The following is a 14,003-nucleotide window of genomic DNA, read 5'->3' on the forward strand; positions in this document are numbered from 1 at the left end:
ATGTGGAGATGATAGAGCATGGTTGATACACACAGTCATTTATTATACGGAGTTGACGATGGACCACAACAACTTTCAGAGTCATTGCAATTACTAGAACATGCTGTGATGCAAGGTATAACAGCCATTATTACGACCCCTCATGTCAAGCACCCAATGTACGATGTGCCATATGAAATTGTATTACATCAAGTACATACTTTACAGCTAGAAATAGAAAAAAGAGCATGGCCAATCAAACTATTTCCTGGACATGAAGTGCGCATTAATGAAAATATTTTAAAGTCAATCACAACTAAACAGCTTCATACGTTAGCAAACTCAAACTACCTTTTACTGGAATTACCTTCAGAAACAATCCCTTTCTATTGCAAGGAAATTATTAGGTCATTAGTTGCATCGGGTATTACACCGATTATTGCGCATCCTGAGCGAAATGGAGCTATTCGACAAAACGTAGCGCTCCTTGAACAATTCATTCGTGATGGGGCATTAGCACAAATTACGGCAGGTAGCATTGCTGGGCATTTTGGCAAAAAAATTCAACAATTTGCAATGGATTTAATAGAAGCAAGACTTGTTCATACGTATGGTTCAGATGTCCATAATATATCTACAAGACCATTGCTTTTTGAAGCTGGGTTAGATTACTTGGAGAAAATGAAACAACTGGATATGGTCGACCTTTTTCTTGAAAACAATGAACGTATTTTAGAAAATAAGCAGCTATTAATTGCGGAGCCAATCGTAAAAAGTGAAAGAAAATGGTGGCATCTTTTCACAAAATAACATACGAAATGAAGCTATAGTGAGGGTGATGAAAGTGCGGTTTTTTATCCTAACAATATGTATGAGTGTATTACTACTCACCAGTGCATTATCTTATGAAATATCTATACTAATTTACTTTACTGTCTTTTTTTCCATCTTTCCGATCATCCTTTTTATTTATAATCGCAGCGCAAATATTCGCAGGATGTATGTGAGCGATTTATTTTTCTATTTATTTATTATTTGTGGGCTAATAAGTGCTTTAGCCAATTCTGATATGGAATCACTTATGAATATTGTATGTATGCTTACGATGTATATAGGGTTATCGATTATATATAACTCTTTTCAAACAGCTACTTTACATGTGCTAGCTATTAGTATTTGTCTCTCACATCTCATTATTCTTCTCTTATCTTTTTTCATGAATCGAGTTGTTTTCAACGCATTTGCGGGGATTTATAGCAACCCGAACATGATGGGATTGGCCATGACATTATTAGCAGTCGTATTACTAGCTGGGACTATTCAATATTTTCAAGGTGTAAAGAACAAGGTTCCTATCGTAGTTCTAGTAAGCCTATTCTTTTTTGTTTTTTATATTATTTTACTAACTCAAAGTAGAACGGCTGCCATCACCGTACTAACCGCTGTCATAATGAGTATGGTCTTGTTAGCTATTCAAAACGCTTCAAATATTAGAAAAGTGGGCGCACTCGTAACGGTTCTATTTGTACTAAGTGTGGCATTTATTTTTAGTCTAAGTAAAATTCCGATACTAAATGAAGCGGTTCAAAAAATTGTAGGGAAATTTCAGCGGAAATCGGCTGATCTATCTGATGGACGAATGGCTATTTGGCAAAACATCATAAAAGATTCCACATTATTTGGCCATGGAGAAAATTATCATGTTGGACAATTGGACGCACATAATACCTTTATCGCCTTATTAGCTGAGTATGGTTGGTTGGCCGTTACATTTTTTCTACTATTCGTAGCAGCATTAGTATGGAACGCATTTTCTTTTGCTAAAAAACAAGTTAAGTATACGAACATGCTACAACTATTACCGTTTTTAATACTTATAACCTATATTTTACTTTCAATGACGGAAATTATTATTTATACAACACCGATAATGATTGTTTTATTTGTTCTTTCCGGAAATTCATTTACCCATCATAAACTCGCACTCAATAGGTCAAATATGAATAAAGCGTGAAATTAATAGACAGACCATTATAAATGAAAATTAGCAGTTGTAAGAAGGGGGAATCATCTATTTGAAGATTGGATTTGTCAACAACGGAAAATCATTTTTACCAGAAATCTCAGCCTATGTAGCATATTTAAATCAGCAGGATAATATAGAAGCCAGCACCATTTTAACAGCGGAGATAGATGAAATTCCAAAAACTAATATAGATTTAATATGGAAATTTCCTGGTTTAGATATAAAAAAACATTCAAGAGAGACAAAGATTATTCATGAATATAATTCGTTATCAACTGGTCATTTTCCGATGTTGAAAAATTTTGTAAAAAAGACTTGTAATGTTAAACCACATGGTCGCGTATTTTTGAATGAACTTGTGGAAAAGGATTTTAAGATGAAGGACAATGTTCCCAAAATTCATCGAGATATGGGAATATCAAAAGACTTTTTCATCAAAACATCAAAAAAAGAGTACGACTTTGTATATGTCGGCGCAATGGGAACTGAAAGAGGTACCGCTGATGCGCTAAAGCCCTTTACGACAACTTTAAAGGATAACACGATTTTATTAATAGGAAATCCAACAAATGAATTATATAAATCTTTCAAAGGCTATAAAAATATTATCTTTTCAGGATCACTTCCTTATCATGAAGTTCCTCTTCTAGCGTCAAAGGCTGAATACGGATTGAATTATATGCCTGATGTGTACCCTTTCAATTTACAAGCTTCAACTAAGCTCCTTGAGTACTGCGCATTAGATTTGAAAATTGTTACGACCGATTATCCTTGGGTCAACAATTTTGAACGGAAAACACAGGGACACTTTTTTAAATTACACCGAAATTTATCAAATTTTACGATGGCAAACTTAAATAGCTTTGAATTTGTGACACCAGATGTTAGTTATTTAGAGTGGAGCCTATTATTAGATAGGGTAAAACTGATGGAGTTTATTAAGTTAGTAATGAAATAGTTTGATATGTAATATGCCGTTAATTTATTTGGATAACAGAAAGGAAATTGTATAATGATTCCTAAAAAAATTCACTTCTGTTGGTTTGGCGAAAATCCGTATCCGCAGGTAGTTGAAGCGTGTATTACCTCCTGGCAAAAATTAATGCCTGACTATGAACTAATTGAATGGAATGAAAAATCATTTGATATTCAATCCAATCAATTTGTACAAGAAGCCTACGAATCTAAAAAGTATGCTTATGTAGCTGATTATGTAAGGTTATATGCACTATATACACAAGGTGGCATTTACTTGGATTCAGATGTAGAAGTTGTGCAATCGTTAAACCCTTTTTTATCTCATCAAGCATTTACTGGCGGAGAAAATAGTGATACATGTGTAACCGGTACAATGGGGGCTGTAAAGGGGCATCCATGGATTAAGTTACTGCTAGATTATTATGAAGATAAAAGCTTCTATACGGAACAAGGTCAACAAACAAATACTGTTATCATTACAGATCTAACGAGACAAAAGTATGGATTTACAGAGTCCAACCAACATAGGCGATTGGATGACGACCTACACATATATCCATTTGAATATTTCTGTGCGAAGGACTTCGAATCAGGAACGATTAACCAAACTGTTAATACTTTTACGATCCATCACTTTAATGGTTCATGGTTGTCAGAGCAACAAAAAAAACGACATAAAAAAGTAATGCGTTATAAATATGCTATCAACAAATTATTTGGACCGAATGCTTTTGATCAGTTAAATAAAACACGTAAAAAATTAAATGGTATCAAGATTTTCGAGTGAAAATGTAATCCATAAAAGGACAAGTGGGGGTAAGGTGAACTAATGAAGGAAATTCGGATGGGTGCTATTCTCTCTTACTTATCAATTGTTTGTACGTTTATAGTAGCAATTGTGTTTACCCCTATTATGATTCGAATTCTTGGTCAAGAAGAATACGGATTATACACATTAATTACAGTTTTTGTTGGATATTTAACAATATTAGATTTTGGTTTAGGGAATGCAATTATTCGTTATATTTCTAATAATCGAGTAGTCGGGGATAAGGAGATGGAGGCTAGATTAAATGGCTTTTTTCTGCGACTTTTTTCGATTATAGGTGTGTTTACACTTGCCATCGGTTGTTTTGTATATTTCCAAGTCGAGACAATTTTTGGACAAAGCTTATCTTCATTGCAAATCGAAAAGGCAAAAGTAATGGTAATGGTGATGACCGTAAGCTTTGCCTTACAATTTCCATTAAGTGTTTTCTCTTCAATACTTCAAGCCTATGAAAAATTCATACTAATTAAGTTAACTTCATTTATAAAAGTAATAGTACAACCGTTACTGATGCTGTTTTTCTTGTTACAAGATGCTGATGCAGTGGGGATGGTTTGTATTGTAGCTAGCTTAAATGTATGTGTATTAATAATAAATTCTATTATTTGTTTGAAAACTTTAAAAGTACGATTTATCTTTTCTGGTTATAATCCAGGCCTTATAAAAGAAATATTCGTCTATTCATTTTTTTTGTTTGTGACAGTCATAGTGGATAAAATTTATTGGCAAACTGACCAAGTATTACTGGGGATTATGAAAGGAACAGAAGATGTAGCCATTTATGCAATTGCTATACAATTTATTATGATTTTTATGGCACTAGCACTTGCCATAAGTGATTTGTATTTGCCGAAGATTTCAATGTTGGTGACACAAGCAGATGGTCTAATGGAGATTAATCGGTTATTTGTCAATGTTGGCGCCATTCAGCTAATGATTCTTGGGTATGTACTAAGTGGCTTTTTTTTATTTGGTAAAACTTTTATCTCATTATGGATAGGTGATGAATATTTAATCGTCTATCCGATCGTACTGATCATCATGTTGCCTTTCTCAGTCGATTTAATTCAAAATATAGGTCTGAGTGTGTTAAAGGCAAAAAACATGTTTAAGTTTCGAACGGTATTGTTAATTACACTTGCTAGCACAAATTTTATTCTATCTATTCCTGCCATCTATTTTTTCGGGGTTATTGGAACAGCAATCATAACTGCAGTATCTTTATTTATTGGAAATGCATGTATTATGAATGTTTACTATGCAAAAAAAATACAACTGAATATTAAAAGATTTTGGTTACGCATTAGTAAGCTTTTCGTATCTATTGTTATTGCGTCCCTTTTAATGCAAGTTATACTAATTGTTTTCCCACTTTCGAATACTTGGTACATTCTAGGAATGTATATTGCCTTATACAGTATGATTTTTGGTATATCTTTGTTCATATTTGGAATTTCTACTTCTGATCGAAAATATTTAATTGGAAAAATGAAAATGCTCAGCCTAGCTGGAGGGGTGAAATTTTGGGGTCAGAAATCCTCGTAACTGTTATTATACCGGTATATAACGCAGCATCGTATTTAAAGAAATGTCTAGCAAGTATTTGCCAACAAACGTTAAAGCCAATCGAAATTATTGCGATTAATGACGGCAGTACTGACGATTCTCTTTCTATTTTACATCAATTTGCCTTACAAGATCAGCGAATAATCATTCATAATAAATCAAATGGTGGGGTTAGTCATGCAAGAAATATAGGGATTAACAAGGCTAGAGGTCAATACGTTACGTTTGTCGATGCGGATGATTGGATAGAGCCATCTATGTTGGAACGATTATATAACGCTATTCAAGAAACAGAAACTGAAATAGCTAAATGTGACGTTTTTGTAGATGGGAAAAATGATGGCAATCGTCTGAACTATCCGTCGACAGCAAATGCACTTTTTGACCCTCAGAAATGTTTGCATTTATTATTTACTGAATTTCATGAAAAACATTTCGGTTTTGCTTGCTGCAAATTGTATTCTAAAGCCTTTCTTGATCAATTTGGAATTCGATTTGAAGAGGATATGAATTTTTCTGAAGATGTTTTATTCATAACAAAAGCGATCACAAAGAGTAAAACAATTTGTTATGTGCCTCAGCAGCTTTATCATTACAATGTGTTGCCACAGCAATCATTAACGAGAAGCTACCGTAAGAATGAGCGAGAAAAATATGATGTAATCTATGAACGTATTCGTGAGACATTAGTAGCTGAAAATATTTTTACATCCATTGAAACTAGCTTTAATGGATATGTATTTTCAGGTTTAGTAAATTTAACACTTCATTTGCAGGGTTCCCCATATAAGGGGCTCCATTTATTAAAAGAGATTAAAGAAGAAATAGTCAGTTTTGTTGATGACTACCCTCATGTTCTCGAGTTAAATCCAATAAAATTTTCATTGAAAAAGAAGCTCTATTATCAGCTGTTGAAAAAAAATGCTGTATCTACGCTAGCATTTATCATTTTTTTATCGATGAGGAAAAAATGAATTACTTGTTGTATTAGGAATAACATAGGACATAAATTTATATAATAAATATATAATTGAGTATTTCATTTTACTAGCTACTATAACAATTAACTATGAATATCACACTCCATTACACAAATTTAGATAGTTTAGGGGAAGGAGATATATTCGATGGAGAATTCTATTCAAGTAAAGGCGATAGTAAAAATCTTACGAAAACGTATACTTCTTATTCTTTCGATAATCGTAATCGCGATGGTATTGGCTGCTTATGTTAGCTACTATGTCATCACACCCGTATATCAGGCTGAAACTCAAATATTAATCAATCAAAAAAATATGGATCAACAACAAATGTATACGGGTGCGTATTCAATTGAGACAGATTTACAATTAATAAATACGTATAATGTCATTATAAAGAGCCCAGCTATTCTATCAAAAGTAATTGAAGAGTTGAAATTAGAATTATCTCCCGAACAATTAGCAGAAAAAATTACAGTCAATAATGAAAGCCAATCACAAGTAGTTTCTATAAAGATTCTTGATGAAAAACCAGCACGTGCGGTGGAGATTGCCAATACGATAATAGATGTCTTTAAAGAAGATATTCAAAAACTGATGAACGTAGATAATATCAATGTCCTTTCAGTAGCTAAATTAGCTGATGACCCACAACCAGTGAAGCCGAAAAAAATTCTAAATATTGCGATTTCTGGTTTTCTTGGACTACTTTTAGGAACAGGTATTGCCTTTAGTGTAGAATTTTTCGATTCAACAATAAAGACAGAGCAAGAAATTGAAGAACTATTAAATTTACCGATATTAGGATTTGTAAGTTCAATAAAAGAAGGCAGAGGATCTATCTCTACTAGAAGAGGGAGACGAGTCACATAATGTTTAAAATGAAAAATAAAAAAAAGAAAGCATTAGCGATGATGCAACGGAAACTATTGACTAACGTGCACACAACTTCTATCATTTCTGAGCAGTTTCGAACAATTAGAACAAATTTAAAATTTGCACTCCCTAATTTATCGTGTAAAACAATTTTAGTGACATCATCTATCCCTGGTGAAGGAAAGACAACGAATGCAGCAAATATTGCAATCGTTTTTGCTCAAGAAGGTAAAAAAGTTTTATTAGTGGATGCTGATATGCGAAGACCTGCTATCCACTATACATTTGAATTGCTTAATATTTCAGGTCTATCAAGTGTATTGATACAAAATGACACGTTGAGCGAAGCGATACAAGAAACGTTTATAGAAGGATTATTTGTCCTCACTAGTGGACCAATCCCACCTAATCCTGTAGAGCTTCTTGCTTCAGAAATGATGGATACGTTAATAGAAAAAATGATAACTTATTATGATGTAATTATCTTTGATACGCCGCCTGTTAATTCTGTGACCGATGCACAAATTTTGGCGAATAAAACAGATGGTGCACTACTTATTGTTAATACAGGAGTAGTAGAGAAATCTAGTGTTGTCAAAGCAAAAAATTCCTTACTAGTAGCACAAGCGAAAATATTAGGCGTTGTTATGAATAACTATGCTCTGCCCAAAGAACAATATAAGAGCCAGTATTATCATACAAGAAAATAGAAAATAGCAACGTCCGTCTGACAAGTACCTAATAGCTTGTCAGTTTTTTTATAGACAATCAGAAAGAGTATCAGCGCCTACATCTTCAAGCCTATTATAAAAAGCATCTGTTAAATACGCTAGACGGACATAATTTTGCGTTTGTCTTTGAATTGGTGGTAAAATATAAGGTGCTAATTAATGAAAGTGTGGTTATGAAAATGAAAGTTTTATTTATTGGGGATATTGTAGGTTCAATCGGCCGAGATGCAGTGGAAAAGTATTTACCACGCTTAAAGAAAAAATATAACACAGACGTTGTTATTGCCAATGGTGAAAACGCAGCGGCAGGACGTGGAATTACGCGTAATATTTATAATGACCTATTGCAAATGGGTGTAGATGTTATTACGATGGGCAATCACACTTGGGATAATAAAGATATTTTTGATTTTATAGATGATGCAGATTATTTAATACGCCCTGCAAACTTTTCAAGTGATGCACCAGGTAAAGGTATGGTGCAAATTTCAAAAAACGGTGTAACACTAGCTGTTATTAATTTACACGGTCGAGTGTTTTTACCTCCTCATGAGGATCCATTTGCAATGGCAGAGAAATTAATCGAAGAAGCGCATAAAACGTCACCGCTTGTATTCGTGGATTTTCATGCAGAAGCGACAAGTGAAAAAATTGCACTTGGATGGCATTTAGATGGAAAGGCTTCGGCAGTAGTTGGTACACATACACATGTGCAAACAGCTGATGCACGAATTTATCCAAATGGAACAGCCTATATTACGGACGTTGGTATGACAGGTCCATACGATGAAATTTTAGGGATGACGAAGGAAAGTGTCATTTATAGATTCCAAACAAACATGCCATCTCGTTTTGAAGTGCCTAAAAAAGGACGCGATGTGTTAAGTGGTTTCTTTGTAGACATTGATGATAAAACAGGAAAAGCTCGTCATTGTGAGCGAGTGTATATAAACGAAGATTATCCGTTCCAAGCATAAGAAGAGAAACTATTGTGTATGTAAAAAATGCACAATAGTTTTTTGTTTTGAAAATTTGTTAATTCAATGAAATTAAAGCATCAAAATATGACTCTTCGGAAAAACGAGGGGTTGATTTCCACTATCGCTAATCCCCAAGGAGTCGCCCAGTCTCCTCTACAATCAACCTCTTCATTTAGCATGTATTTTCTGGCATGTTAATCTAATTTATAGGGATAAAATCAAGCTTCAACAAGATGTGTTATTTGTGCGAAAGCGAAGCGACAGCAACGACAGATATACAATCACCTTAACTGTTTTAAGTTTCTATTCTGAAGAGAGTAACCATTAAGGTTCACTTTTAAAATACTTAAATTTTATAAAAGTTCTATACTATTGTTGATTGCAGTGGAAGGCTACTCGACATCCATGGGATAGCGAGACAGGCGAGACCCTGCACGGAGCGAATGTTTTCCGTGCGAAAGCGAAGCGTCAGCGACAAAGCGAGTAGCCTGGAACGGAAATCATTTTATGTTTTACTAAGGAGCCCTAAGTTAATTATTATGGCGCCTTTATTTCAATGACAAAGTGAATTTTTTTCATTAATTATCAGTCTTTTTAGATTGTTTTGATATATAAGAAATGAAAATAGTCTATTTCGTTCTCGTCGAGCATAAAATGACCTATCGACAATAACTTGAGGTCCAAAAGGGGGACATGAGTTGTTGAGCGTAAACACTATTCGCGAAACGGGGAGGAATAATTGTGGATTCATTAAAAGTATCATCACGCTCTAATCCAAATTCAGTTGCAGGTGCATTAGTCGCGGTAATAAGAGAAAAAGGGCAAGCAGAAATGCAGGCAGTTGGGGCAGGTGCACTTAACCAAGCCGTGAAAGCAGTGGCCATTGCACGCGGATTTGTAGCGCCAAGTGGCACAGATTTAATTTGCGCACCGGCGTTTGCCGATATTTTAATTGCTGGTGAGGAACGTACAGCCTTAAAGCTTCTTGTGGAAAAACGTATTCGATAAAAAAAGTAATTGAAGTAAAATGCCTTGCACATAATAAGCTGCAAGGCATTTTTGCGTTTATATAGACAAGAAGGATATCAGGAAGAGAATCCCTCATGCTCTACATACTAACATGTTAAATGTCACTTGAAATCAGCACATTATTTTTTTAAACTAAATTGATTTGAAAATTACAACTTTATGAACGCCATTTTCAGTCAAAGGTCTGAATTTCGCTGAAATCGCGTAATAACAATAGTGCAGACCGTTTCTTCGTGTTAAACTTATGAAGGAAAAATAATAGTATATACATTGGATCTAAGGAGTTGTTGACATGTTACATCAGCTTTCATGGAAAGTCGGTGGGCAACAAGGTGAAGGGATTGAAAGTACAGGGGAAATTTTCTCAATGGCAATGAATCGTTTAGGTTACTTCCTATACGGTTATCGTCATTTCTCTTCTCGAATTAAAGGTGGCCATACGAATAATAAAATTACAGTTCGTCCAACAGAAGTACGTTCAATTGCGGATGATTTAGATATTTTAGTAGCGTTCGACCAAGAAACGATCGACGTCAATTATAAAGAGTTAACAGAAAAAGGAATTATTTTAGCGGATGCAAAATTTGATCCAGTGAAGCCAGAAGATTCAAAAGCGCCATTATTTGCGGTACCTTTTACAGAGGTAGCGGCAGAGTTGGGTACTTCGTTGATGAAAAATATGGTGGCAATCGGGGCAACAGCTTCTCTGCTAAACCTAGAAGACGAAGTGTTCCAAAATGTTGTAGATGATATTTTTGGCAGAAAAGGTGAAGAAGTTGTTCAGAAAAACATGGAGGCAATTACACGCGGCCATGAATTAATGAATGAGCTTTTAGGCGATCGTGTAGGTGAATGGGCTTTAGCACCAGCAGATGGTAAACGCCGTATGTTCATGATTGGGAACGATGCAATAGCACTTGGTGCACTTGCAGCTGGGACACGCTTAATGGCAGCTTACCCAATTACACCAGCTTCTGAGATTATGGAATACCTTATTAAAAAATTACCGAATTTCGGTGGTACGGTTATTCAAACAGAAGACGAAATTGCTGCAGCGACAATGGCAATTGGGGCAAACTTTGGTGGTGTTCGTGCCTTTACAGCTTCAGCTGGTCCTGGTCTTTCATTAATGATGGAAGCAATTGGTCTTTCAGGTATGACAGAGCAGCCACTAGTAGTTGTTGACACACAACGTGGTGGTCCATCAACAGGGTTACCAACAAAACAAGAGCAATCAGATTTAATGGCGATGTTATATGGTACGCATGGTGAAATTCCTAAAGTTGTGATTGCACCTTCTACAATGGAAGAAGCATTTTTTGACACAATCCAAGCGTTTAACATTGCGGAAGAATTACAATTACCAGTTATTTTAATGACTGACTTGCAACTATCTCTAGGGAAACAATCTGTAGAACCATTCGATTACAATAAAATAGAAATTCGCCGCGGTAAAATTGTTACTGACGACATTGAAGAAGCAGCTGATAAAGCATACTTCAAACGTTATGAGAATACAGAAGACGGTATTTCACCACGTGTGCTACCTGGTACATTAAATGGTATTCACCATGTAACAGGGGTTGAGCATGATGAAACAGGTAAGCCATCTGAAGCAACTGGTAACCGTCAAGTACAAATGGATAAACGTTTCCGTAAGCTAGAGGCATTGAAATTTGATAATCCAGTATTTTCAAATACGCCACACGAAGAAGCGGATATTCTATTAGTCGGCTTTAACTCAACACGTGGGGCTATTGAAGAAGTACAAGAACGATTAAATGCTCAAGGTATGAAGGTGAATCATGCACATATTCGTTTAATTCATCCATTCCCATCTGCTGAAGTGGCACCACTTGTAGCAAAAGCGAAAAAAGTAATCGTTGTAGAAAATAACTACACAGGTCAATTAGCAAATATTATGAAGATGAATATTGGTGGTCACGATAAAATCGAGACGATCACAAAATACAATGGTACACCATTCTTGCCAGGTGAATTAGAAAATCGTGTGAAGGAGTTGACTCGCTAATGGCAACATTTAAGGATTTTCGTAATACAGTGAAACCAAACTGGTGCCCAGGCTGTGGTGACTTCTCTGTACAAGCCGCGATTCAGCGCGCCGCGGCTAACGTTGGTATCGAACCAAACGAATTAGCAGTTATCTCTGGGATCGGCTGTTCTGGTCGTATTTCAGGTTACATTAATTCTTACGGTTTCCATGGTATTCATGGCCGTGCATTACCAATTGCACAAGGTTTGAAAATGGCTAACCGTGATTTAAACGTTATTGCTTCTGGCGGTGACGGAGATGGCTTTGCGATTGGTATGGGTCATACAATCCATTCCATCCGTCGCAATATTGACATCACATATGTTGTTATGGATAACCAAATTTATGGTTTAACAAAAGGGCAAACATCTCCACGTTCTGCTGCAGGATTTATTACAAAATCTACGCCAGGTGGTGCGATTGAACCTTCACTAAAACCATTAGAAGTCGCTTTAACTAGTGGAGCTACATTTGTGGCACAAGGCTTCTCAACTGATATTAAAGAGTTAACAGCTTTAATTGAAGCGGGCATTAATCATAAAGGCTTCTCATTCATCAACGTATTCTCACCTTGTGTTACGTATAACAAAGTGAATACGTATGATTGGTTTAAAGAAAACTTAACGAAGCTTGCTGATATCGAAGGCTATGACAATGCTGACCGTGCTATGGCAATGCGTACAGTGATGGAGCATGAAGGTTTAGTAACAGGTATTATTTATCAAGATACGGAAACAGCTTCATATCAAGAAAAAGTACCAGGCTACTCAGAGCTACCATTAACAGATATTGATATTAATATGAGCGAAAATGATTTTAATAAATTAGTGAAAGAATTTATGTAAATCAAATATTATACAACATGATAAAAAGCATTTGGGATGTCCTCATTCCAAATGCTTTTTATTTTTGAAAGACAATTATGTCAATAAAATTAATGTGTTAAAACATTGTTGCTGTCGCTACGCATTCGCACAGAGCAAGGCTTCCTGGGGGCGTCCGATGAGCCGCTTGGGCCAACACGATGTTGGTCACGGAGGCGTTATCACAGGATGTGATGCTTTTAGCCTCAGTTCCTCTATTGCTGATCCCCAAGGAGTCGCCCAGCCTCCACTCCAATCAACTACTTCACAAAGCATATCACTCTAATATATAGTCATAAAAAAAAGTTCAGTTCAGCGTGACGATCCAAAAAAAATTTTGATTTCCTTATAAAATCCTTATAATCATTTTTTACACTATAATCATCGAAAGGAAGATGATTATAGATGGAAGATATTATTTTACAAACAGAAAATCTTAGTAAAGGCTTTAAGGGGCAAAAAATTGTAGAGGATCTGTCGTTAACGATACGACGCAATACTGTTTATGGTTTACTCGGTCCTAATGGTGCTGGGAAATCAACAACGTTAAAAATGATTTCGGGGATGCTGCGTCCGAATGCAGGAAAGATACTTTTTAATGGACGTGAATGGAATCGTAATGATTTAAAAGACATGGGTGTATTAATTGAAACACCACCTCTTTATGAAAACTTAACGGCAAGAGAAAACCTCAAGGTTCGAACGATCGCCCTCGGGTTGCCACAGTCACGTATAGATGAAGTATTAAAAATTGTTGATTTGACTAATACAGGAAAAAAACGAGCAGGACAGTTTTCCTTAGGAATGAAACAGCGCCTTGGAATCGCTATTGCGCTATTAAACTACCCGAAGCTTTTAATTCTTGATGAGCCGACAAATGGTCTCGATCCGATCGGCATTCAAGAGCTGCGTAAACTAATTCGATCTTTTCCAGAGCAAGGGATTACGGTCATTTTATCTAGCCATATCCTGTCAGAGGTAGAACAGGTCGTTGATGAAATTGGGATCATTGCAGGAGGGAAATTAGGTTATCAGGGAGTTGCCCCACAAGGTCAGGAATTAGAATCATTATTTATGCAAGTAGTGACTGCTAATAGAAAGGCAGGCATGTAA

General features: G+C 35.6%; 13 protein-coding genes. All 13 read left to right on the forward strand.

Features of this window, described 5'->3' with window-relative positions:
- The first annotated feature begins 18 nt into the window (after positions 1–18).
- The 13 genes from ACVYAD_RS01875 (at position 19) to ACVYAD_RS01935 (ending at position 14,003) form a co-directional block, all read left to right on the forward strand.
- Positions 19–789, forward strand: coding sequence for a tyrosine-protein phosphatase (locus tag ACVYAD_RS01875; protein ID WP_476424206.1), 771 nt, complete (start codon positions 19–21; stop codon positions 787–789).
- 193 nt (positions 790–982) lie between these two features.
- A complete protein-coding gene (locus tag ACVYAD_RS01880) occupies positions 983–1,993 on the forward strand; it encodes an O-antigen ligase family protein (RefSeq protein WP_476424208.1) in 1,011 nt (336 codons plus the stop codon).
- 61 nt (positions 1,994–2,054) lie between these two features.
- The gene (locus tag ACVYAD_RS01885; protein ID WP_476424210.1) at positions 2,055–2,963 is read left to right on the forward strand and encodes a hypothetical protein; all 909 of its coding nucleotides are present in this window, start codon (positions 2,055–2,057) and stop codon (positions 2,961–2,963) included.
- A gap of 54 nt (positions 2,964–3,017) precedes the next feature.
- The gene (locus ACVYAD_RS01890) at positions 3,018–3,770 is read left to right on the forward strand and encodes a glycosyltransferase family 32 protein (protein ID WP_476424212.1); all 753 of its coding nucleotides are present in this window, start codon (positions 3,018–3,020) and stop codon (positions 3,768–3,770) included.
- A gap of 42 nt (positions 3,771–3,812) precedes the next feature.
- Entirely contained in the window at positions 3,813–5,357 is a 1,545-nt protein-coding gene (locus tag ACVYAD_RS01895) for an oligosaccharide flippase family protein (RefSeq protein WP_476424214.1), read from the forward strand.
- Positions 5,336–6,352 carry a glycosyltransferase family 2 protein gene (locus ACVYAD_RS01900; protein WP_476424215.1) on the forward strand — a complete coding sequence of 339 codons (1,017 nt, stop codon included), beginning with the start codon at positions 5,336–5,338 and terminating at the stop codon, positions 6,350–6,352. Before ACVYAD_RS01895 ends, ACVYAD_RS01900 begins: the two co-directional genes overlap by 22 nt.
- Before the next feature lie 153 nt (positions 6,353–6,505).
- Positions 6,506–7,231, forward strand: a complete 726-nt coding sequence (locus ACVYAD_RS01905; RefSeq protein ID WP_476424217.1) for a YveK family protein — start codon at positions 6,506–6,508, stop codon at positions 7,229–7,231.
- Positions 7,231–7,944 (forward strand): CpsD/CapB family tyrosine-protein kinase, encoded by a 714-nt coding sequence (locus tag ACVYAD_RS01910; RefSeq protein WP_476424219.1) that lies wholly within the window; start codon positions 7,231–7,233, stop codon positions 7,942–7,944. Before ACVYAD_RS01905 ends, ACVYAD_RS01910 begins: the two co-directional genes overlap by 1 nt.
- 200 nt (positions 7,945–8,144) lie before the next feature.
- Positions 8,145–8,942 (forward strand): TIGR00282 family metallophosphoesterase, encoded by a 798-nt coding sequence (locus ACVYAD_RS01915; RefSeq protein WP_476424251.1) that lies wholly within the window; start codon positions 8,145–8,147, stop codon positions 8,940–8,942.
- A 744-nt stretch (positions 8,943–9,686) separates the two neighbouring features.
- Complete coding sequence (locus tag ACVYAD_RS01920) at positions 9,687–9,953, forward strand: stage V sporulation protein S (RefSeq protein ID WP_004224903.1); 267 nt, start codon at positions 9,687–9,689, stop codon at positions 9,951–9,953.
- A gap of 313 nt (positions 9,954–10,266) precedes the next feature.
- Positions 10,267–12,006: a 2-oxoacid:acceptor oxidoreductase subunit alpha gene (locus ACVYAD_RS01925; RefSeq protein WP_349659701.1), complete on the forward strand. Its 1,740-nt coding sequence runs from the start codon at positions 10,267–10,269 to the stop codon at positions 12,004–12,006.
- Complete coding sequence (locus ACVYAD_RS01930; protein WP_079560540.1) at positions 12,006–12,872, forward strand: 2-oxoacid:ferredoxin oxidoreductase subunit beta; 867 nt, start codon at positions 12,006–12,008, stop codon at positions 12,870–12,872. Before ACVYAD_RS01925 ends, ACVYAD_RS01930 begins: the two co-directional genes overlap by 1 nt.
- A gap of 423 nt (positions 12,873–13,295) precedes the next feature.
- Positions 13,296–14,003, forward strand: a complete 708-nt coding sequence (locus tag ACVYAD_RS01935) for a lantibiotic protection ABC transporter ATP-binding protein (protein WP_349659699.1) — start codon at positions 13,296–13,298, stop codon at positions 14,001–14,003.

This window comes from Lysinibacillus sp. G1-3, from assembly GCF_056322905.1.